Below are 20,437 nucleotides of genomic sequence, written 5' to 3'. Positions count from 1 at the left end.
CGAAGGCGCGAGCCGCCATCCGCCAGAAGAACGGACTCGGGGAAATCTCGAAGTTGGCCCCACGGATCTGCCAAATCGTCCGGGTTCTCGTGCCATCTAGCACACCATCTAGCGGCTCCCAGGGAGCAATGAATGGCCCACAAATTCGCCGAAATCGGGTTCACTGACGCAGTGAAATCCGTGCAGCAAACGATGGGCAGCCGCAGCGCTTATGCACGCCGTGAAGTCGGTTCCACCGGCAACGTCGCCACGGACAGCCGTATTTCGCTGCTGCTGATCGACTCTCCGAACAGGCGCCGTCTCAAGATCTTCGGTCGAATGCATGTCATCGGTACCCAAGATGATGCGGCGCTCGCGGCAAGGCTGACACTCGCCGACTATGCTTCGGCGGTCGAGCGCGTGATGCTCATCAAGGTCGAGGCCTTCGACTGGAACTGCCCGCAACACATACCCCCGGCTTTACCGAAAACGATATTGCGGCAGCTTTCGCCACTCACCGGGAGTGTAGACGGATGCAGGACAAATCGCAGACATCGGAAGCGCCGATATTCGGCGTAGTTCATTGCGCTGCCGGTCTTCATTCTGCACGGCACGGCGTACAAGGGGACGAAGCCGGCCGGCAGCCAATTGTTTTCGACATTGTGGGCTCGTCCGACAAGACGCTCAAGTTATATCCCTCCCACTTTAACGACCTGCTGAACGATCTTGGCCGCGCAACGGTCATGTCGGATGTGCTGGCATGGATCGGGGCGCGTTTGCCGGTCGAGCAAACCTCTGCCGCAGCAGGTTGACGGTTCACAAGGCTCACGGGTGGAGTAAAGCAACGTGTTTCCGGAAGCGCCAATTCGCATTGCTGTCATGCTCAGTCACGCGTCCGGCGACGGTTGTGTTGAGTTCTCTCGGTTCCTTGCCGTCTACTACGCGCTTCTGGATGCCGGCGCTGAAATGCTGCTTGCGTCGGTATCAGGAGGCTATCCCTGGCCGACGCGGCCCAAACGACCCGGCGGGGAAGGAAGCGAACTGGCGGCGCGGTTTCGAAGCGACCGGCATGCTCGCGATGATCTGGCAAACACGCTTACCTTTGGCCAAGTCTTCATCGAGGATTTTCATGGTGGCTTCTGCGTCGGTTTGCCGGGCTCAATCTGGAGCAGCAACGATGACGGCTTGGCGGGGTCGCTGATCGGTCGATTTCTGCAGGCCGGCAAACCGGTTGCAGTCCTCCCAAGCCTGTTCGACATCCAACCGAAAGGTGCGGGTGGCGGCCTGCTTATAATCGGCGATGGCGATTGGCCGCCGTCGCGGGCCGTTCATGCGCTCTTGGCTTCGGTTCCGAGGCTATCTGAGAAAGAGAGGACTCTCCCGTGACGCTCCACAGACGCAGTTTTCTTCGCGGTGCAGAAAGGTCCGCTTTCAGGCGGTCGCAAAGCTGGTCTCTACGGCCGAGATGAGGCGCATTGCCGTCCGGCAGCCTGTGGGCCGGAAGCGGCCAACCCCAAGTATAGAAATGTCCAACACCGGCCGCCCTTGGCGAGTGTGCTCCACCCATTGCCCTAGCGAATAGCGGCCTGACCGCCGCAGCCACGACCCGCGCAAGCCCTCCTGAACCCCAGCTGAACGCCGCCTTCAGCCTTAGTTCGAACGGCATCTCCTAAAAAGAAGCCGTTCAACCGCGGTCCCGTCCGCCAAAGGAGACGCTCTCATGATCCGCAATTCTTTCATCGCAACCGCGCTTGCCGCTCTTGTCGGTATCACTGCCGCCGCTCCGGCCATGGCCAATGACGTGCGCATCGAGCAATATGGCTGGTCGAACTCGGCCGGCGGCGCCCAGAACGGCTTCAAAAACCGTATCCGGGTGTATCAGAACGGCCGCTTCAACAAGGTGATCGGCCAGCAGCGCGGCCGCCACAACCTTTCGGCTATCGGCCAGGACGGGGCCGGCAACTACGGCGCCACCTACCAGAACGGCAACCGCAACGTGGCCGGCGTCGGCCAGTTCGGCTCCAACCACACCACCATTCTGACCCAGGACGGTAACGGCAACATTGCTGCCGGCGTACAGGTGGGCCACGGCTGCGATGCCAATGTCAGCCAGGGCGGCAGCGGCAATGTCGCAGCTTTCGTCCAGGCCTGCCCATAAACACGGGAACGGCCAGGCGGCCGCGGAAAGACTCCGCGGCCGCCGCTAGCCAAGCCAAGGAGACGAACCATGCCCCGCATCGTCAAGCATTCCCGCCGCGTCATGGCGGCACTCGCCCTGGTCCTGGTCCCGGCCGGCGCGCTGGCGACCATGGCCACCGCCGACCAATCCGTTGGGCCGGTGCGCTGCGAGATCCGCGCCACGCCGGAAGGGGGAATGGTCTCGCTTGAATCGCTTGCCTATGCCGACAGAAACGTGAGTGGCACCTATTCCTTCCATGTCGAAAGCACCGGTCGCACCGGCGGCACCAGCATCGAACAGGGCGGCGCCTTCAGCGCCGCGCCCGGCAAGCCAGCTACGCTCGGCGCTGTCACGCTCGACGCGAAGGGCGCCATTTACGACGCCAAGCTCGAAGTTGCAGTCGATGGCAAGAGCATCGGCTGCGCCGCGCGGGTCGGCGGCGCGACCTGATCGCACCGGCCAGTCTACGAAAAAGGGCGTCGGCGTTCGGCGCCCTTTTTCTATGTCTGCCGAGCAGGGAAAAATGACTGAACGACAGCTGAACGACGGGTTCCGGGATGGTTCAGCCGCAATTCGGGAAGGTTGGCCATAGGCTTAGGCAGCCGGAAATGAAGACCAAGATGACCCGCAATATGTTCATAACCCTTACTGCCGCTCTCGTTGCCGGCAGCATCGGCCAGGTGGCGCTGTCCGCACCGGCCTCCCAGGCCGGAGAGGCAAGGCTGAGGGAGGTCGTCACCAGCGGTGGCCTCACCGCTTCCGCCGCACCGCGGAGACGCCGTACAAGGGTCCGACGAAGACACCGTCGGCGAGTGCTCGTTCCTCCACACTCAAAGAACCAGGCATCGTGCACGCAGTGCTGGGTTCGCTCAGCAACGTCGAGGTAGCGATTGCAACGCTCTCATTTTGCACGCCCGCTCAGACCCCACACGCATTGCGCCGATGGTAGCTCAACCTGATAGGATGCCATGTGCGATTGCGATTGAGGATCAGGTAATAGCCGGAAGCGGTCCGATCAATTGTGGTAAGAACGCGCGAGAATGCAGACATCGAATCCGGGGTTCGAAGTCTCGAACTGACCTAACCCAGACGTTCCCGACCGCTGGAATACTGTCTTGAAACCGTGGAAAGAAGCCGGCGCTTTCACTTGGGCTTGGTCCAGGCACTGCTCTCCGGTCACTCCGCCAGCGTTCCCTCGGGATAAGAAGCTGGCGTTGGGTGGTCCCACGGGGGCTCTGTAGCCAAGTTGTACGTCACCTGCGCACTTCACAAGCCACCCCGGCCATAGCGCCAATGCCAAGCATGCACTAACATTCCAGCTTGCCCCTTTGGGGCTGGCCAGTGATCTGTTCAAAGGGAAGTACCCATGACCAATCATTGCTGTGGACCGGGCTATGCTTCTCCAGCCGAGGCGATGACGGCACCTCGCGAAAAGCTGCTCTATACGATTGCCATCTACACCGGCACGGGCATTCAGAAGCCGGACTATCTGTGCACCATTGATGTCGACCCGGAGAGTTCGACTTACAGCCAGGTGATTTCGCGGTTGCAAATGCCGGGTATTGGCGATGAGCTTCATCACTCGGGCTGGAATGCCTGTTCGTCGTGCCACGGCGATGCGAGCATGGAGCGGAAATATCTGATCGTGCCGGGTGTGCGCTCGTCAAATCTGCATATTGTCGATTGCGGTACCGATCCGCGCAGCCCGACACTGTTCAAGGTGATAGACGGCGCTGAAATCAAAGCCAGGACTAACCTGTCGGCGCCACACACGGTGCATTGCCTCGGCTCGGACATCATCGTTTCCATGCTTGGTGACGCCGAGGGCAATGCCCCCGGCGGCTATTTGCAACTCAGCAAGGAGTTCGAGATTGTCGGCCGCTGGGAAAATTCCATGGGCAGGATCAAGTTTGGTTATGATTTCTGGTACCAGCCGCGACACAACGTAATGGTCAGCTCGGAATGGGCCGCGCCCAATACCTTCATGCCTGGCTTTGACCTGGAAGAGGTTGGTCATCTGAAATATGGCCGAGAGATCCATTTCTGGGATTTTGAAAAGAAGGAGCCAAAGCAAACATTCTATCTCGGTGAAGATGGCTTGATCCCACTGGAAGTGCGATTCCATCATAACCCCGACAGCAGTCACGGCTTTGTTGGCGCGGCCCTTTCTGCAAATATCATCCATTGGTGGAAGAACGCGGCGGGTGACTGGCAATGGGAAAAAATTGTCGATGTCGGCAATGAGCCGCATCCCGAATGGCCGATACCAATACCGGGCGTGATCTCGGTCATTCTGCTCAGCATGGACGATAGATACCTCTATCTGTGCAACTGGTTGCATGGCGACATTCGTCAGTACGACATCTCGGACCCTCACAACGCCAAGCTTACCGGACAAGTGTGGATGGGCGGACTTCTCGGCCGTGCGCCTGAGGTCAATGGCGTGAAAGTGACTGGCGGGCCTCAGATGATACAGCTCAGCCTCGACGGCAAGCGCCTTTACGTGACGACCTCACTCTTCTCGACGTGGGATAATCAGTTCTATCCGGAAATCCGCACCAATGGCGGATGCATGCTGATGGTCAATTGCGATACAGAAAACGGCGGCATGGAAATCGATCCGCTATTCGTTGTTGATTTTGGTAAGGAACCAAATGGACCAAGCCGCTGCCACGAAACCCGTTATCCCGGGGGTGATTGCACGAGTGACATCTGGGTATGACCTGCTTCACCATCATTCTCGCCAATCAAGGCGGTGCGGCCTTTGACGTCGATCACCGCAAGCCCCTCTTGCAAAGCTTGCGCGAGCAGGGCGTGGATCTGCCGTATGGGTGCAAGTATGGCGGCTGCATAACCTGTGCGGCCAAAATAATCAGCGGCAAAGTCGATCAAAAAGCGCAGCGGGCGCTGAACAACCGCCAGATCAACAATGGCTATATAATCCTCTGCGTCGCCCGCCCTTTGAGCGACTGCACGCTGGAGGTCGGCGTTGAGAGCCACGACAAGCTCTATCGCAACCCCTTCCTTGACCCGCTGGCCGCTCATGAATTGAAAGCCGATATTGCGACCCCGTTGGAAGCAAAGAAATGACCCATATGAATCATGATGAGCCCTATTCGGAGGCTTATCTGCAAGACATTCTGAAATCGGTCAAAACCATCGCGATGGTTGGGGCCAGCCCCGATAAAACTAAATTTTCCTATGGGGTACTCAGGGTGCTGCACGAAATCGGCTACGACATGATCCCGGTCAACCCCAGTCCCGGTCTGGATGAGATTCGAGGGCTTAAGGTGTACGCGTCACTAGCGGCCATCGACCGGCCTGTGGATATGGTTGAGGTTTTTCGCCGCTCCGAAGATCTGTTGGAAGTTGCACAGGAGGCCATCGCAATTAATGCCAAGGTTCTGTGGGGTCAGATTGGGGTGCGCGATGACGCTGCCGCCCAGTTGGCGGAGGAAGCGGGCTTGAAAGTGGTGATGAACCGCTGTCCCAAGATTGAGTTGTTCCGCCCCTTCTGGAAGCCAAAGCTGCATTTGGGAATATGACTGCAGGGGCGCAGAATTCGGGGGTGTCGCGGCAACCAACCTGTTCCCTCTGGAGTCTCAGACGTTGATTCTGCTATCAGATTGAATTTTGCCCGAGGTACGATGCCAGATGATCGCTGAGATCCCGCGCGTCGTCGCCAGCGCCGTCGATCAGAGCAGACTTGCGGCGGCGCAGAAACTGCGTCCCCATCAGGTAGAGGCCCGGATGTTCCGCTACACCGCCGTCGTGACGGACGTGGCCCTTGCGGTCGAGGACCGGCAGTTCCAGCCAGGAGTAGTCCGGCCGGTAGCCGGTGGCCCAGATGATCGTCCTGATAGCGCCTCCGGCAAGATCGAGGCCGAGCGGCGGGTTGTCCTCGACACGGGTCGGCGGCGGGCGATCCGGCGGCCCGACCGTAGCGTCCAGGCCGTTGGCGCGCGCCCATTCGTCGATGAGGTCGAGCAGCCGGGCCATCTTGAGATCGGAAAGCGCGCACATGTTGCGCAACGACCCAGCAAACTGGGCCTTGCCGTCTTCGGTGATGCCGGCAAGACGACCGATGAGCCGGACGCCGAGGTCGTCGAGCGCATTGAGGTCGAGGGTGATGCGGTCGGGCGTGCCGGCAAGCTGTAGCGAAGGAACCCGTCGCGCCCGGCTGATGTCGTCCACCTCGTCGTAACGCTCGTCGAGCACGCCGGCGGCGTCCATCCACCATTCCAGGTCCTTGCCGCGATAGACGCGGGGCGCCCGGATGTGCTCGCCCACCGACAGGGTCACTTGACGCCCCGAACGCTGCAGCTCCTGTGCGATCTGGGTGCCGCTCGACGACGCGCCCACCACCATCACGCCACCGTCGGCGACCTGACCCGGATTGCGGTAGGACTGTGCCGTCAGCATGGCGACCGACGGCGGCACGCGGCTGGCGACGTCGGGCAGGCGCGCGATGTTGCACGCGCCCGACGCCAGCACGACGGTCCGACACCGCCACTCGCCGCGGTCCGTGCGCACAAGATATCCCGCCCCGTCGCTGCGAACCGAGGTAACGGTCGTGTGGGTTCTGACCGGAGCCGAGATCGCCTTGGCATAGTTCCCGAGGAAGTCGATCACCTCAGGCATCGTCCGGTAGCCGTCGGGATCGTCGCCGTTATAGCGAAAGCCCGGCAGCCGGCTCTGCCAGTTCGGGGTGAGCAGCCGCAGTGAATCCCATCGCTCGGTGCGCCAGGTATGGGCGATCTCGCCGCGCTCCAGCAGCACATGGTCGATAGAGCGCTCCGCGAGGCAGCGGCTCATCGCGAGCCCCGCGTGCCCCGCGCCGACGATCGCTGTGGTGACGGAACTAATCGCACCCTCTCATCAGGAGAGTCTACGGTTCGAAGCGCCTTTCAATTCACCACGACCGTGACGTTCGTCGGATTGGTGACAATGTCATAGACCGCCGACCGCTTCTGCGACTGAGCGACGATAGCCTCGATGTCCTCGCGCTTGGCGTCGGCGTCAATGTTGTATTTCACCGTGATGCCGCTGAAGCCGTTGCGCACGTCGCTGTCGATGCCGAGAATTCCGGCGAGATCCATGTCGCCTTCGATGGTCGCCTTCACCGACTTCAACTGGATGTTCCGGTTCTGGGCAACCGCGGCGATGCCGGCGGTCAGGCAACTCGCCAGTCCGACCAGCACGTATTCGACGGGCGTGGCGCCCTTGTCCTGGGAAGCGAAGACCTCCGGATGGTCTGCGTCGAATGTGAAGGTGGTCTTGCGATGCTGATCCTCGCCGAGACCGTAGAAGCTCTCGACCGACGAGTGGCTGTGGGTGCCATCCTTCCATTCGCAGGCCGCGCGCCACTTGAACTGCGCTGCCTCCGGGGCGTTGGTAAGCGCTTCGCGTGCGCCGAGCAGCGCCTCTACGTTAACACCGTTGTTTGCCTGTACTTCGGAAGCCATAATTATTATCCTCCCTACCTTGCACTGGCTCAAAAACCCGACCGATCTCACTGACCTCCCGATCAGATTTCACCATGGCGCGGCATGCTATGGGTCGCGAAGCGTTTCTTCAAGTTGTTTCCGCAGCGGAATGTTCGCCCTCATGTGCCGAGTTGTGCCTTTGCAGGCTCTGGCGCGATCACGACCTTCAGCGCGCTCAATTGCAGTGTCTGCTTCCGGGCGGAGGCAAAGTTCGCCTCTATGGCCGACATTGCGGCGCAAAGCCGCTGGACCCAACACCCGCGCGACCCACGCGAGGTCGTCCATTTTCAGATTTCAGTTCCCTCGGCCAGCGTCAGTGCATCCTCGACGTCGACGCCGAGATACCGGACGGTGTTCTCAATCTTGGTGTGGCCGAGCAGAATTTGAATTGCTCGGAGATTTCCGGTGGCCTTATAGATAATGGAGGCCTTGGTACGACGAAGCGAGTGGGTGCCATAATCCTCACGGCGAAGGCCAACCGCCGAAACCCATTCATCGACCAGGCGCGCATACTGCCTGGTGCTCAAATGGCCAGCATGATCGACCCGACTGGGAAAGGCAAAATCGTCGACCGCTCCACCTCTACGTTCGAGCCATGCAAGTAGGCTTGCTCGGGCGTCTGCCATCAGTTCGAATTGAACTGGCCTCCCAGTCTTTTGCTGCACAACCATGGCCCGAGTCCGAATCTCAGTGCCACTCACTAGCGCGCCAATCTTGAGCTTCACCAAGTCGCAACCACGCAACTTGCTATCGATCGCAAGGTCGAACAGCGCTCGGTCCCGTGATCGACCTTCGCGGTCGAGAAAGAACCGGATTTCCCAGATTTGACGAACCTTCAGAGGTCGTTTGACGCCTACTCTCTTGCCTGCATTCCAAGCGGGACGGCCTTGTCGGCGAGGTCATACTGCGAATGTCCCATATCGTTTCTCCTCAGACCACTATTGGCCAGAGCACAAACGTTCGGGAGGGGCCGTTTGCTGACGGACAGGTCTGCGCTCGAATGACCGGGAAGCTGCCCTTCAGAAGCCGACCCATAGCGGCCGTCCCCCGCGATTTGCAAGAGCTGTTGCAAGTTGGACATCAGTTGAGCCGTAGCTGAGTCGTTGCGAAACGCGTACGGAAGCATAATCTTGGGCGGTGTGTGATGTGAGCCGGCGATGCTGCGCGAGGTTCCCCAATGACTTACGAGGCCGCCAAAAAACCGTTGTTCCGAAAACTCGACAACTATCTACTTCGTGTAAGCGATCTTGAGGAAGCCATATCCTTTTATCCGGATCGGCTCGGCCATGCCCTCATCTGGCGGGACGCAGAAGCCGCCGGATTCGCGTTGCCTGAAACTGATGCAGAACTAGTAGTTCATCTTCGTATTGGTCCAGAGACCGATATTCTGGTTGATGACGTGGACGCGGCATTTCGAGAACTTTTGGCAGCGGCGGAAAAGGCAGTGGAACCGCCCTTCGACATCGCGATCGGTCGATGCGCCCGTGTTTGTGACCCATTCGACAACGTACTTGTAATATTGGATCAATCGAAGGGAACGTTCACCACGGACGAGGAGCAGAATGTTATCGGCGTAGAGCCCGCGCGTTATCCAACCTGACCGTCGACATTCACCTGAGCTCGGCCATCAGTCGGAGGAGCGGATTGCGCTGGAAGCGGCCATCCAGCGCTGCCAAAGCCGGCAAAGGCCAGAACGGCGCGGTTGCAAATGTACTCTTCAAAATTCCGGTTCATATCTCCAAATACGGCCGATTCCCTCGCTAGCATCAGCCGCGTAGCTTTCGGAGAATGGAAATATGATGCTCGTGGCCGTCCCCCGACACTGGCGCTAAAACGGGAACGGATCTCGGCATATGGAGCCCGCAGGCCTGAGGCCAAGCGTGCCTGGAACAGAATAGAGCCTGCCCGGACCAAACCTTGGTTTGGTCGAACGCAAGCCTGGAGCGAAAATGCGGGCAAGGGACTGCTGCTCATCCTGCATCAGGATGACGGCGAAGATCCCCAGGTTTCCTTCGTGGCAGAGTTTAACGCAGGAGGCGTAGTCAAGTGTCGATTCATCCGCGCAGGCAGGGCCACTATTCCCACCCTGCAAATATGGACACAGCCCAAGATCCGTCTCTTGATGCCAGCGATAAAGTTGCCGCGCCCCGGGCGTAAAGCGGATCGTTCCCTGTCGCTGCGCCTGTTGGGAGAGCAGAGCCAGGTTCGCTTCGCATTGAGCTAGCTCGCCAAGCGCCCTTGTGGCAGCTGCTGGCCACGAAGCGCCTGCCGCAAACCCCATCGCCGGACGCCGACCGGAACTGTCGCTGGAGATTGCCGCAACTATTGGAACAGCCAAATCCAGCGTAAGTCGCAGAAGCCGCAATTCGCGACCTCGGTGCCGAAGCCAATCCTCGTAAGAAGATACGGTGTCGCTTGCCATCGACTTCGGATCGATTCGAGGCAGAACAAGTCGATTGTACCACCAGATAGAGGTCGCATCTCGCTCTATCAGCTCGAGAAGAGCGCTCATCGCAGCGTCCTTGGGGTTGATGCCCAGCGCAAGTCCGTTCGAGTCGGCAGCCGGCAGAGATGATTCCTCGCCACCGGGATCATATCCGAGGAAACACAGCCCCGCGGGCACCCAGGCTTGCTCCGTGCCGAGCTTGTCGTCACTCAGGATCCAGTCTTCAGGCGTGGATCGATCCCAGCGGGCCGGAACCATGTTGCGGAGCTGTCGGTCGCCGGCCTCTCGCCGGTCGTATTGCTCTTCGCTGAAAAGAAGGATGCCGGGCGGCTCGACGACCCGCCCATCGATCGCATCGGCACACGACCGGAGAATTCGCCTCTCTGGAATGATCTGGGCGAAGTAGGTCTCGTCCGCCTCATAAAGGCAGCCTTGCAGCGCCTGCTCGACTGTCCTGCCCCAACCAGACACGAAGTAAGCGCTCTCATCGCCATCCCTGGCGGCGCGAACGCGGCCGGCCGCCACGGTGAGAGGACAGCCGAGCAATGGGTCCGAGATCACCACCGGGCCATAAAGAAGACTCGACCCCACGCAGACCTCGAATGTGCGGATCTTTCGCATTGCGAGCGCTTCTGAACGGACTTCGCTCTGTCGCATGTCCGAAGCTCTCGTGTGGCAGTTTACACGCTGCCATGCGCGATAGCATCATGCAAATGTGCTAAAGTACGTTCGGACGTCCGACCCGAGGTATGGATTGACCCCAAAGCATGGATTGACCGCAAACAACGGCACCCTGAAGCGGCGCCTGACTGCGATCGTGGCCGCTGACGTGGTCGGCTATTCGCAACAAATGGCGGAAGACGAGGAAGGCACGTTTACCCGCGTCCGAGCGCTGATGCACGACGAGGTCCCAGGCTACGTTCACCGGCATGACGGCCGCGTTGTAAAGAACACCGGCGACGGTGTCGTCGCGGAGTTTCCGAGCGCCGTCGAAGCGGTCCGGTGTGGCGTGGCTATTCAGGCCTATCTCGCAAGCCCCGAGCGATCGTCGCCCGGCCTGTTGCTTCGAATGGGCATAAATTTCGGCGATATTATTGTCGACGGCGACGGAGACGTGTTCGGCGACGGTGTGAACGTGGCTGCACGCCTTGAACAGATCGCAGCCCCCGGAGGCATTTGCCTTTCGGCAAAAGTGCATGAGGAGGTCCGCGCAGGGCTGCAATTGCCCTTCGAATATTGCGGTGAGTTTCAGCTCAAGAACATTCCCCGACCCGTGGCAGTCTACTCGCTTATTCACAGACCCGACGGCCCGGCTCCGAGGATCGGCGCCGAGACTTCGGGCTCGAACACGCCATCGATCCTGGTCCGCCCATTTGTCAGCACCGGCGGCGTGGAACCCTATTTCAGCGAAGGGTTCACAGAAGACATCATCACCGAGTTGACGCGGTTCACGCAGCTCTCCGTCGCGTCATATCATACCTCGTTGCGGCTCAGGGATGTGGAACTGCCGAAGCTGGTCTCGGATATCGGGCTCGATTTTGAGCTTTCGGGGCGAATCCGCAGGATGGGGAAGCGTATCCGCCTGTCGTGCGAACTGGTTGACGCCACGTCCGGCGGTGACGTTTGGGCCGAGCATTATGACAGCGACGATCAGGACATATTCGATGTGCAGGATGAACTGGTCCGCAAGATCGTGGGCACGGTTATCGGGCGCCTCAAGGCAGCGGGTGCTGAGAAGGCGCGACGCAAGCCGCCGGCCAACCTGGCGGCCTATGAGTGCGTGTTGCGCGGCAATGCCCTGCCGCTGGGCGACCTCGCCTCCGAAGCGGAAGCCAGGCAATGGTATCAGCGCGCCATCGACCTCGATCCGACCTATGGGCGCGCCTACGCCAAGCTGGCTCACTGCAAGCAGCTGGAATGGTTTCGCGACATGGCACCTTCCGATGTCCTGCTCGACGAGGCGCATGCAATTGCCAAGAAGGCGGTGGCGCTCTCCGCCAACGATCCGGTTTGCCTCAACATTCTCGGCTGGGTGCTGCTGCACTTGCGAGACTTCGACGTCGCCGCGCAACTCTACGCACGGGCCCTCTACCTCAATCCGAACGATCCCGAGCAGGTTTCTTATCTCGGCACCCTCTACACATTTGGCGGCGAGCCGGATCGCGCCATGCAATGGTTCGAGCGGGCGCAGGTGCTCGATCCACTCTACGAACCATCCTGGTATTGGCCGTTTCGCGGCATCGTCCACTTCATTGCGGGCCGGCCAGAGCAGGCATTGGTCGCTTTGAGCCGTTCGTCGACAATGCCGGCATGGGTTACCGCCTACATGGCCGCTTCGAGCTCGGCGCTTGGCCGAGACAGCGACGCAAAGTTGTATGCGGCTCGCGTGTTGGCGGGTACGCCCAGCTTTTCTTGCCGTCGATTTGTGGCCAAGGAGCCCTATCGGCTGGAGGAGGATCGGGCCACGCTGTTCAAGGGGCTGCTCGCCGCAGGGCTACCGGACTGAAATTGAAGTTTGCTATCGGCAGCGGTGACAACCTGCACTGCACCACCTACCCTGTGGACAGAGCCATAATGTCACCAAGCCCAAAATTAGGGTCACACGATGGAGCGGTTCGGATAATCGCGGGGCTCACCGAAACCGCAATAGGATCAGCAACTTGGGCTCGCTCGGTGCATAGTAGATGTAGCGGAACGATGTCCCAAGGTCCTGCAATTTGTACAGAGCATAGCTACTCGCCGCAAGACGGCCGCAACGATCCCTCAATCGCAGGATATCCGGCGAGATCTGCCGATCATGGAAGGAATAGTTCAACCGTGCCCGATTAACGGCAATCAACCTGCATCCCGAAACAAACCAATTGACACCGGCAGTTCAGCAGCGCTCGGAAATACCTTAGCAACAGTCCGGTCGGGAAGGCGAAGATGCTCAATTAACACGGCCTTGATTATTGCTCGCAGATCGGTCGTAGCGGCAAGATCGGTTCCGCCGCGAAGTTGGCTGGGTGCCAGCCCAGGCCACTGATTGCCGACTCGGCCGCCGGCAACGGCACCGCCCATCAGGAACGTGACGCTGGCCGTCCCGTGATCGGTTCCGCCGTCTGCGTTGAATGGCACTGCACGGCCGAACTCAGTCACGACCAAGACAACTGTTCTGTTCCAGGCCGTTCCAGACGCTTCGGCGAACGAAACGAGCCCGTCTGCCAGGGCCTTCAATGCTCGCGCCAGACGCACGCCCTGGCTGATGTGCGTGTCGAACCCAGGCAATTCGAGCGTTGCGATCCGAGGACCGCCCTCCGTTGCCAGCGCCTGTGCCGCACGGGTCGCCGCGCAAGTGAACCTGGCCGCTTGGCATAAGCTTCGCTGCGCGAGCGGATCTTCCACACATTTCGATCCGCCCACCTGTGCTTGCTCAGGGGAAAGCAGGGCCAAGTCCAGCAGCGGATTGCCCCACGCCAAATCCGATATGAGATCGATGGATCGGTCGGCCGGACCGATCCGCCATGGTTCAGTCCCTAAGGCGAGCGAGGCCAGTCTGGGCCAGCCGGTGAGGCCGTCAAAGTCGCTCCCGAACAAAGCAAATTCCGAGGCTGCATGAGATCTTTCCACTCCCGCAATGGCCGTCCCTGGGACGATCAGCAACTCCCCGGCATTAAAGTAGGACAGAAGCGGCGCCAGTGCTGGATGAAGCGCAAAAAATCCGTCCAGCTTGAGTGTTTCGGTCGCCCCCTCCTCATTCACAAGCGCCTGAGCTTCGCGCAGGGTTAGCAATTCAGGATCCCCAAACGGAGGGATCGCCGCAACGCAATCGAGTCCACCCCGGAGAAATACCAACAGGAGTTTCGGCTCGCATGCCGCCGGTTCAGCCCTTGCCGCGATTGGACGAAGCATGGAGGATAGTAGAATCCCTTGCAGGGCTGCCCTTCGGGTCAGTTGCATTTTGGGTGCTTTGGTGTGGTAGCGTCCGACTTGCCCGCAGTCACGTACGCAACTGTGTCCGCGTCAGGATAGGTACTATCCGTAAGGTCGCCTGGCGACACTGACCCGCGAACCAGCAAACCAGCCAGAATTGGTGCAGCGAATGAAGTTCCCCAACACACATTCTGTTGCGGATTATTTGAATCATCCGACAGCCACAAGGACCGCGCCTCGACGCCAGGTTCTGCAAACGAAGCGCCGAATGCACTGCCTTGCCACAGCTTGTCGGACCACTTCATAGTCATTGGATCATATTTACTGTCAGCCGCAGAAACACTATATATCGCCCCAGGACTGACCGGCGAAGTATACGGTGCAGAATTTGCCGGCGTGAACCCTTCGGCCCACGACCATCCGCCATTGCCATTTGCTCGCTCCGCATTTCCTGCCGCCACAACAATTTGTAGTTTCCGATCCGCCATCAAATGAAATAGCATATCTAACAAAGTTATATCATTGCTGTATCCGCCAGCCCTTGCACTCTCAAGAGAGTTAGCTCCCCAGCTTATGTTTACAACGTCACCAGCTTTGGCGTGATCCAAGACGTATCTTATTGCTTTAACAGGTTGGTCCCAGACGCTTACAGTTACATCATCACCAAATATTTTAATGATATTCAGAGATACCTTAGGGCTAACCCCTGCCAGCCCTGTGTAGTGCGACGATCCATCTTTAAAAGTCCTTCCTCCAATGATACCTGCGACCATGGTTCCGTGTCCCAGCTCATCATCCACGGCCCCCATCACGCAACTGCCTTGCGTACAGTCGACCTTTGTCGCCACATTCAGAAGATTTGAACTGACCGCAACCGGGTCAACTCCGCTGTCTAGCACCCACACCTCGGGGCCGTATGTGCTTTCCACCGGTGACCCGACCACACGGCAGACGTTTGCGGGAACGTCCTGGATAGTGGTGGTGGTATCCTTTTTGATTATCCTCGGATTATTTTTGCATCTAGCTGCGTCAAAGAGGGTAACAGAAAATGGATCTGCAAGTTCAAACCCTTGAGATTCAAGCTCTTTAACTCTTGTTTCCGTAATTTTTAACGTTAAAAAGCTTTTACCTATTTCGGGAAAATCTACCGAAATCACTTCCTTTTTGTCAATTTTCTGAATTTCTGCTTTAAAATCCGCCGAGTTGTTCGAGTTCATAGGCATGTCGCCGTAAGGCGCAACAAATGTCGCGGCGATCTCATTTGCAGGCATCTCGTCTGCCAATGACGATCTCTGAGTGGCAGCCAATGACAACACGCTCACGATAAGAACAGCGCGGAACTGTAGAACGACCACAGCAAGCCTCCTACGTCTACGGAAACAGCATGCCCCCAAAGGCAGTGCGCTGTCTATAAGAACATGAATTGGGCGTCGTTCCACATCGAGAGCTATCTTGCGGTAGCTGCGAAACGCGCATACGCTCACAGATGGTCCTGTGTTGAGAACCATGCGATGCCCAGAGCGAATCTCAGGAAGGGTCGACAAGCGCGGGAAATCGGCGCGGCCATTGTCGAGACGTGGCTCAAACTCCTGCCTACGCCGGCCACCATCTTGTCGGTCGATAGTACGGTTGGAAACCCTCTGAAGATTACAATAAATCGCCAAATGTTCACAGCTGCCGGCCAAAGTATCAACCTTCGCGACAGCGGTGGTAGTACTAAGACTAACCTCAAGGTCGGAACCCCAAGCGCGGTGGCGGACTATAAGCAGCAACTGCCGATATTCCTTGCCGACGGAGCCACTCCTTTTCCAACGGCGGGCGATTTCACGAACGGGTTGGCCTTTTCTAATGTCGGCAGCCCCAGTTCTCATTTGAAAGCCGAACTTACGGCCGTTTTGAACCAAATCGTCGATGGGGTGACGGTGGAACCTGAATTCGACGAGGCGGGCAAAATCTACGTCGTGGTACCGCAGATACCGGAAGACATCCTTATCAGGGCCGACCTGCTCGACTACTTGGAAAAATACCATAGATTTGGACAGGGGCGACATTATCATGACGAGCTTGGCGCGGCGGTGCTGTTTGGCTGCAGGTAGCCGGACTTAGCCCGGCAAGGCGCATCCCTTGGAGCGCCTTATTGCGGTCCGGCTCCAGCTGGTAGGGCTCCTTGGTCGCGAAGCGTAGTACAGAAAATCTAGGGGCGCTTTGCAACGTGTTGAGGGGCTGCGCCATCCTAGCCGCGGGCGGTAGCGCTTTTTGGCTTGGCCATCGGAATTCGAACAATTATGCACTGCCCGTATGCTTCGTCATCTCAGAAGAATTTATCGCCGCTTCATCAACAGCCCCGGGGCTGTTGGCTCTGCAACGTTCATAGTGCTGATGATCTGCTTGCTTCCATTTCGCGGGGAAACAACCTGCAGCGACGGCGCGCATTCCAGCTCAATCGGCAGGCGCGGTGCTTGCTCGCACCACGGCGGCGTCGGCATGCGCGGCGGAACAATACCGCTTGTGCTTAGCTTGGCCGGCGGACTGTTCGTCGGCATCCGGCGGGCGGCCCATGAACGAACTTTTGAGGCGCTCGACAACAAGTTATCGACGCAGTCGACAGTGCCTTGAAACATGGCTTCTCCCAGCAATCGGCAACGGGGGGTCTTTGGCCAATGACAAGATCGCGACCGCCAACAGTCGCCGATCGGCCGAGTATGTCCGCGATCAGTTGAAGCGGGCAGACAAGCGGCGCCGAGAACAACAGCGGTCGTAGCTTGGCACCGGACGGTAGACGCATTGGCAGACATTGTTGACATTTTCGGTCTTCCGCTTCCGGCCAACATCAGACGTACCATAGCCTTGGTGCTCAGCGTCGGCTCATGGCGCGACCACGACCTCCAGCGCGGTCAACCGCAATGTCTGCTTCCTGGCCGAGATAAAGTTCGCCTCTATGGCCGACATGAGGCGCGAAGCACACCTAGACTAGCGTCGGTCGGTGCCCAACACGATCCGCGACGCAGCGCGTGCCCCATACCCGCCGATTGCGTACCTCGGCCCTGCACCTATTCTGCACCTAGACGACTATGGCAGCCATTCGCTCTCGCAAAGGCCTTACGCCAAATAATTGATTTTACTGCGCAAACGGTTCGCCGCGACACTCCGTCGCATGGTAGACAAACCCCTTTTTGAGAGTCGCGCGTACCACAGGCAAGGCCGCGCTACCGCGTTACGCTCGAGACGCTGCAGAGCATGTTCCTTCGAGCATGAAGGTCAGACCGCTGAACATGCGCTTGATAGTGACCAGCCGGTCGAGACCGGCGCGGCATCGATCTGGCGCCCGTGCTATTCGAGTTGATCCTGTGGGCCGCCCAGCATGAAGAGACCGCCGCCCCCGCCGGAGGCGGTCTTCGCGATGGAGCGTGACCGAGTCGGCTATATCGCGACCATCCGCAAGCTTGGGCGGAATCGGCCGCGTGAGCGGATGGGTCCCGAACACATCGACGAGCGTGAAGTGGTGGCTTATGCCCCGCCATCCCGGCCATGTTTGCGAAATCCTGCCCTTTCGCAGAGGCGGTCGTAATAGAGCTCGATATGGTCGAGCTGTGGTTTCTCGCCTGGCAGCGACCGCCAGCGATGAACGGAGAGCCCGATCGGGATATCGGCGAGCGTGAAATCGGGACCGCAGATAAAGCCGCCCGATTTGGCGAGTTCGCCATCGACGATTGCGACCATGCGCGAGAATGCAGCAATCGACCGTTCGATCTCGGCGGGATCCTGATGCTCTGGATTCTTTCGCACCAGCCCTTGGAAGGCGACTCGCCAACTATTGTTGAAATCCGACACCTGCCAATCCATCCACATCTCAACACGAGCGCGCGCGGCCGGGTCGCCGGGCAGCAAGTCGTACCGATCTCGGCTCGCTGCGAGATAGCGGATAATCGCGTTGGATTCCCAGACGATTGTCCCCGCGTCGTCGATCACCGGCACCATCGCGACGGGATTGAGCGCCCGAAACAACGGTTCGCTTATCGACCGGTGAGATCCACCCCAACCCTCAGGTTCGAATGCGAGGTCGAGCTCGGCGCATGCCCAGAGCACCTTGCGGACATTGATCGAGCCCGCATAGCCATAGATTCTCAGCATCGGATGTCCGCCCGGCCTTCGAGATAGAAGGCACAGGAACCCTCGAGCTCCACGCGGTCGCCGAGGACGCGGCATAGCAGCTCGCCACCGCGAGCCGAGGCCTGGAAGGCGCGCAAGCTCGTCTTGCCGAGCCGGGCCGCCCAGTAGGGCGCAAGTGCGCAGTGCGCGCCGCCAGTGACCGGGTCCTCGGGAATGCCCTTGGCGGGTGCGAAATAGCGGCTGACACAGTCATAGCCGTCGTCGCCCGGCGCGGTAAGAATCAGGCCGCCCCGGTCGAGCCGTGCAATCGCGGCGAGATCGGGCGCCAGTTGCCGAACGTGATCCGCAGTCTCCAGCGGCGCCAGATAGTTGAACTGATCTACGAGCACCTCGACCGGAAACCGCCCAAGTGCGGCGGCCATCGTGTCAGGGATCGTCGTCTGTATCATCGGCCGGGCTGGAAAGTTCATCACATAACCCGTTTCCGCGCGGGAGACGGTGAGCGGGCCGCTTGCCGAATGGAAAATCACCGAGCGGCGCTCGGGCGCGAGTCGCTCCATGACAACCGCAGCGCTCGCGAGCGTGGCATGCCCGCACAGCGGCACCTCCACCGTCGGCGTGAACCAGCGCAAGTGAAAGTCCGGGCCGTCCGGCACGAGAAAGGCCGTCTCGGCGAGATTATTCTCACTGGCGATCGCCTGCAGATGCTCATCAGCTGCGAAGGCGTCGAGGACCATCACGGCGGCCGGATTACCGGCGAAGCGGCGGCTGGCAAAGGCATCGACTTGGTATAGCGGGACGAACATATCTGCTCCACACATTGAGATCATAACAATCGTCCGATTGACTAGAGAGTCAATTCTATTAATGTCCCTATGACAATATGAGGCAATCATGATGACCCGCTGGAGCCCGGTACTCGATCGCTCGGATGCAGCGCCGCTCTATCGTCAGCTCGTCGATGCGATGGCGGCGGATATCGCGAACGGTCGCCTCCCTGCCGACGCGAGGCTTCCGCCGCATCGCGAGCTCGCCCATGCGCTCTCGATCAGTGTCGGCGCCGTCACGCGCGCCTATGGCGAAGCGACCGAGCGCGGGCTTATTGCGGGTCATGTTGGACGCGGCACCTTCGTCATCGACCGGTCGCCGGCAACCGCCGACACGGGACCTATCGACCTCACCATCAATCTTGCGCCGATCAATGCGAACGACGCCGTGCGCGAGGCTCTGAGCGCGCTGCGCCGGCGGCCAGCGTTGGTCGACCGGTTGGGCTATCAGTCGACTTGCGGGCTTAACCGCGACAGGCAGGCAGCCGCCGCCTGGCTCACCCGGACAGCCAATCTTCAGCGCATGGAATGGCAAACGGTGATCTGCTGCTCGGGCGCGCAGAATGCGATGGCGATCGCGCTAACGGCGCTCTGCGCACCTGGCGATCCGGTCTTGTGCGAAGCCGCGACCTTCCCCGGGGCGAAGGCGCTGGCTAGCCAGTTGGGCCATCCCCTCCGCGGCGTGGAGATGGATGCCGAAGGCGCAACCCCGCAAGCGCTGGACAGGGCCGCCGCAGAAACCGGCGCGCGCCTGTTCTACACGTTACCGACGCTGCAGAACCCGACTGCACGGACGATGGGACTGGAACGGCGCGCCGAAATCGTCCGGGTGGCGCGCGCACGCGGGCTCTGGCTCATCGAGGATGATGTCTATGCGCCCTATGCGCGCCATCTCGACGTGCCGCCGCTCGCGGCGCTCGCGCCCGAGCGCACGATTTATGTCAGTTCCTTGTCGAAGATCGTCTCACCGGGGCTTCGTGCCGGGTTCCTCGTCGCGCCAACAGGCGAGGTGTTCGACCGCTGCGCGCGGGCGATGCGGGCGTTGATGCATTCGCCGGCGGGGATCAACAGTGCGGTAACGACGCAGTTGATCGAGAGCGGCCGCGCTGACGAGATTGCAAGCGCAGCCATGGCCGAAACGCGTGTGCGGACGACGCGCGCGCTCGCGGTGCTTGGCGATGTGATCGAAAAACCGCGATCGGACGCCAGCCTGCATGTGTGGCTGCCGATGCCAGAGATCAATGCTGAGCGTGCAGCCGCTCGCGCGTCTTACGCTGGCATCCGGCTCACTTCACCAGCGGCATTCGCCGTTGCGAGCGGCGCCGTGGAGAGCGGCCTGCGTCTATGTGTCGGCAGTGTGGCTAGTGGCCTGGTGCTCGAGCGCGCGCTGATCGTGCTCAGGGGCATTTTGATGGATGAGCACGCCGATCACGAGCACGGCGTAATCTGAGCTCGCCGCGTCGCCAATGAGGGGCGCCGACAAGTGGAGGACCTTAAG

The 20,437-nt window shown here is 59.8% G+C and carries 20 protein-coding genes and 1 pseudogene; 13 read left to right on the top strand and 8 right to left on the bottom strand.

Translation table 11 applies throughout. The features are described from left to right. Positions 1-132: 132 nt before the first annotated feature. The 8 genes from NKH60_RS26000 (at position 133) to NKH60_RS25965 (ending at position 5,703) form a co-directional block, all read left to right on the top strand. Positions 133-558: a hypothetical protein gene (locus NKH60_RS26000; RefSeq protein WP_352618151.1), complete on the top strand. Its 426-nt coding sequence runs from the start codon at positions 133-135 to the stop codon at positions 556-558. Beyond that, on the top strand, positions 513-791 hold the full coding sequence (locus tag NKH60_RS25995; RefSeq protein ID WP_352851922.1) for a hypothetical protein: 279 nt from the start codon (positions 513-515) through the stop codon (positions 789-791). Before NKH60_RS26000 ends, NKH60_RS25995 begins: the two co-directional genes overlap by 46 nt. A 34-nt stretch (positions 792-825) precedes the next feature. Continuing rightward, positions 826-1,365, top strand: a complete 540-nt coding sequence (locus tag NKH60_RS25990) for a transporter (RefSeq protein ID WP_352851920.1) — start codon at positions 826-828, stop codon at positions 1,363-1,365. A 334-nt stretch (positions 1,366-1,699) separates the two neighbouring features. Next, complete coding sequence (locus NKH60_RS25985; protein ID WP_352452314.1) at positions 1,700-2,137, top strand: curlin; 438 nt, start codon at positions 1,700-1,702, stop codon at positions 2,135-2,137. A gap of 69 nt (positions 2,138-2,206) precedes the next feature. Then, positions 2,207-2,608, top strand: coding sequence for a curli-like amyloid fiber formation chaperone CsgH (gene csgH, locus NKH60_RS25980; RefSeq protein ID WP_352850681.1), 402 nt, complete (start codon positions 2,207-2,209; stop codon positions 2,606-2,608). 916 nt (positions 2,609-3,524) lie between these two features. After that, positions 3,525-4,880, top strand: coding sequence for a selenium-binding family protein (locus tag NKH60_RS25975; RefSeq protein WP_352686746.1), 1,356 nt, complete (start codon positions 3,525-3,527; stop codon positions 4,878-4,880). Further along, complete coding sequence (locus NKH60_RS25970; RefSeq protein ID WP_352474288.1) at positions 4,877-5,248, top strand: 2Fe-2S iron-sulfur cluster-binding protein; 372 nt, start codon at positions 4,877-4,879, stop codon at positions 5,246-5,248. The genes NKH60_RS25975 and NKH60_RS25970 overlap by 4 nt, the downstream gene beginning before the upstream one ends. 5 nt (positions 5,249-5,253) lie before the next feature. Further along, on the top strand, positions 5,254-5,703 hold the full coding sequence (locus NKH60_RS25965) for a CoA-binding protein (RefSeq protein ID WP_031212498.1): 450 nt from the start codon (positions 5,254-5,256) through the stop codon (positions 5,701-5,703). 76 nt (positions 5,704-5,779) lie between these two features. On the opposite strand, the gene NKH60_RS25960 is transcribed toward NKH60_RS25965, so the two are convergent. From NKH60_RS25960 to NKH60_RS25950, 3 genes and pseudogenes are all read right to left on the bottom strand, one after another. After that, on the bottom strand, positions 5,780-7,003 hold the full coding sequence (locus NKH60_RS25960; protein WP_352850686.1) for an NAD(P)-binding domain-containing protein: 1,224 nt from the start codon (positions 7,001-7,003) through the stop codon (positions 5,780-5,782). 62 nt (positions 7,004-7,065) lie between these two features. Further along, entirely contained in the window at positions 7,066-7,623 is a 558-nt protein-coding gene (locus NKH60_RS25955) for an OsmC family protein (protein WP_023679231.1), read from the bottom strand. Between the two features lie 308 nt (positions 7,624-7,931). Then, a pseudogene (locus NKH60_RS25950) lies at positions 7,932-8,563 on the bottom strand (tyrosine-type recombinase/integrase). A gap of 258 nt (positions 8,564-8,821) precedes the next feature. Here NKH60_RS25950 and NKH60_RS25945 point away from each other — a divergent pair. Then, positions 8,822-9,244: a VOC family protein gene (locus NKH60_RS25945; RefSeq protein ID WP_352616273.1), complete on the top strand. Its 423-nt coding sequence runs from the start codon at positions 8,822-8,824 to the stop codon at positions 9,242-9,244. Between the two features lie 228 nt (positions 9,245-9,472). On the opposite strand, the gene NKH60_RS25940 is transcribed toward NKH60_RS25945, so the two are convergent. After that, entirely contained in the window at positions 9,473-10,711 is a 1,239-nt protein-coding gene (locus tag NKH60_RS25940) for a YcaO-like family protein (RefSeq protein WP_352616271.1), read from the bottom strand. A gap of 151 nt (positions 10,712-10,862) precedes the next feature. Between NKH60_RS25940 and NKH60_RS25935 the strand changes: the two genes are divergently transcribed. Then, positions 10,863-12,596, top strand: coding sequence for an adenylate/guanylate cyclase domain-containing protein (locus NKH60_RS25935; protein ID WP_352686752.1), 1,734 nt, complete (start codon positions 10,863-10,865; stop codon positions 12,594-12,596). Positions 12,597-12,925: 329 nt separating this feature from the next. Here the strand turns inward: NKH60_RS25935 and NKH60_RS25930 are convergent, their stop codons facing one another. After that, a complete protein-coding gene (locus NKH60_RS25930) occupies positions 12,926-13,861 on the bottom strand; it encodes a DUF1501 domain-containing protein (protein WP_352873855.1) in 936 nt (311 codons plus the stop codon). Between the two features lie 158 nt (positions 13,862-14,019). After that, positions 14,020-15,273, bottom strand: a complete 1,254-nt coding sequence (locus NKH60_RS25925; RefSeq protein WP_352873853.1) for a S8 family peptidase — start codon at positions 15,271-15,273, stop codon at positions 14,020-14,022. A 240-nt stretch (positions 15,274-15,513) separates the two neighbouring features. Here NKH60_RS25925 and NKH60_RS25920 point away from each other — a divergent pair, with 240 nt between their 5' ends. Together NKH60_RS25920 and NKH60_RS35210 are read left to right on the top strand one after the other, a co-directional pair. Continuing rightward, a complete protein-coding gene (locus NKH60_RS25920) occupies positions 15,514-16,098 on the top strand; it encodes a hypothetical protein (protein WP_352616261.1) in 585 nt (194 codons plus the stop codon). Between the two features lie 202 nt (positions 16,099-16,300). Continuing rightward, positions 16,301-16,618, top strand: a complete 318-nt coding sequence (locus tag NKH60_RS35210; protein ID WP_502907773.1) for a DUF3761 domain-containing protein — start codon at positions 16,301-16,303, stop codon at positions 16,616-16,618. Between the two features lie 891 nt (positions 16,619-17,509). On the opposite strand, the gene NKH60_RS25910 is transcribed toward NKH60_RS35210, so the two are convergent. Together NKH60_RS25910 and NKH60_RS25905 are read right to left on the bottom strand one after the other, a co-directional pair. Then, on the bottom strand, positions 17,510-18,133 hold the full coding sequence (locus NKH60_RS25910) for a glutathione S-transferase family protein (protein ID WP_352685685.1): 624 nt from the start codon (positions 18,131-18,133) through the stop codon (positions 17,510-17,512). Further along, complete coding sequence (locus NKH60_RS25905; protein WP_352873848.1) at positions 18,127-18,918, bottom strand: PhzF family phenazine biosynthesis protein; 792 nt, start codon at positions 18,916-18,918, stop codon at positions 18,127-18,129. Before NKH60_RS25905 ends, NKH60_RS25910 begins: the two co-directional genes overlap by 7 nt. A gap of 88 nt (positions 18,919-19,006) precedes the next feature. Here NKH60_RS25905 and NKH60_RS25900 point away from each other — a divergent pair, with 88 nt between their 5' ends. Next, positions 19,007-20,389 carry an aminotransferase-like domain-containing protein gene (locus NKH60_RS25900; RefSeq protein ID WP_352685682.1) on the top strand — a complete coding sequence of 461 codons (1,383 nt, stop codon included), beginning with the start codon at positions 19,007-19,009 and terminating at the stop codon, positions 20,387-20,389. Positions 20,390-20,437: the final 48 nt, after the last annotated feature.

The organism is Mesorhizobium sp. M1006, assembly GCF_040318825.1.
Classification (GTDB): domain Bacteria; phylum Pseudomonadota; class Alphaproteobacteria; order Rhizobiales; family Rhizobiaceae; genus Mesorhizobium.
The sequence above is the reverse complement of the archived record's forward strand: the minus strand, read 5'-3'. Positions and strand labels throughout refer to the sequence as shown.

Excerpts from the sequence above, each read along its gene's own strand:
- NKH60_RS26000 (WP_352618151.1), top strand. The coding sequence starts at position 133 with ATGGCCCACAAATTCGCCGAAATCGGGTTCACTGACGCAGTGAAATCC.
- NKH60_RS35210 (WP_502907773.1), top strand. The coding sequence starts at position 16,301 with ATGCTTCGTCATCTCAGAAGAATTTATCGCCGCTTCATCAACAGCCCC.
- NKH60_RS25970 (WP_352474288.1), top strand. The coding sequence starts at position 4,877 with ATGACCTGCTTCACCATCATTCTCGCCAATCAAGGCGGTGCGGCCTTT.
- NKH60_RS25940 (WP_352616271.1), bottom strand. The coding sequence starts at position 10,711 with ATGCGAAAGATCCGCACATTCGAGGTCTGCGTGGGGTCGAGTCTTCTT.
- NKH60_RS25985 (WP_352452314.1), top strand. The coding sequence starts at position 1,700 with ATGATCCGCAATTCTTTCATCGCAACCGCGCTTGCCGCTCTTGTCGGT.
- NKH60_RS25905 (WP_352873848.1), bottom strand. The coding sequence starts at position 18,918 with ATGTTCGTCCCGCTATACCAAGTCGATGCCTTTGCCAGCCGCCGCTTC.
- NKH60_RS25955 (WP_023679231.1), bottom strand. The coding sequence starts at position 7,623 with ATGGCTTCCGAAGTACAGGCAAACAACGGTGTTAACGTAGAGGCGCTG.
- NKH60_RS25965 (WP_031212498.1), top strand. The coding sequence starts at position 5,254 with ATGAATCATGATGAGCCCTATTCGGAGGCTTATCTGCAAGACATTCTG.
- NKH60_RS25900 (WP_352685682.1), top strand. The coding sequence starts at position 19,007 with ATGATGACCCGCTGGAGCCCGGTACTCGATCGCTCGGATGCAGCGCCG.
- NKH60_RS25920 (WP_352616261.1), top strand. The coding sequence starts at position 15,514 with ATGCCCAGAGCGAATCTCAGGAAGGGTCGACAAGCGCGGGAAATCGGC.
- NKH60_RS25925 (WP_352873853.1), bottom strand. The coding sequence starts at position 15,273 with ATGCCTGCAAATGAGATCGCCGCGACATTTGTTGCGCCTTACGGCGAC.
- NKH60_RS25975 (WP_352686746.1), top strand. The coding sequence starts at position 3,525 with ATGACCAATCATTGCTGTGGACCGGGCTATGCTTCTCCAGCCGAGGCG.
- NKH60_RS25910 (WP_352685685.1), bottom strand. The coding sequence starts at position 18,133 with ATGCTGAGAATCTATGGCTATGCGGGCTCGATCAATGTCCGCAAGGTG.
- NKH60_RS25945 (WP_352616273.1), top strand. The coding sequence starts at position 8,822 with ATGACTTACGAGGCCGCCAAAAAACCGTTGTTCCGAAAACTCGACAAC.
- csgH (WP_352850681.1), top strand. The coding sequence starts at position 2,207 with ATGCCCCGCATCGTCAAGCATTCCCGCCGCGTCATGGCGGCACTCGCC.
- NKH60_RS25995 (WP_352851922.1), top strand. The coding sequence starts at position 513 with ATGCAGGACAAATCGCAGACATCGGAAGCGCCGATATTCGGCGTAGTT.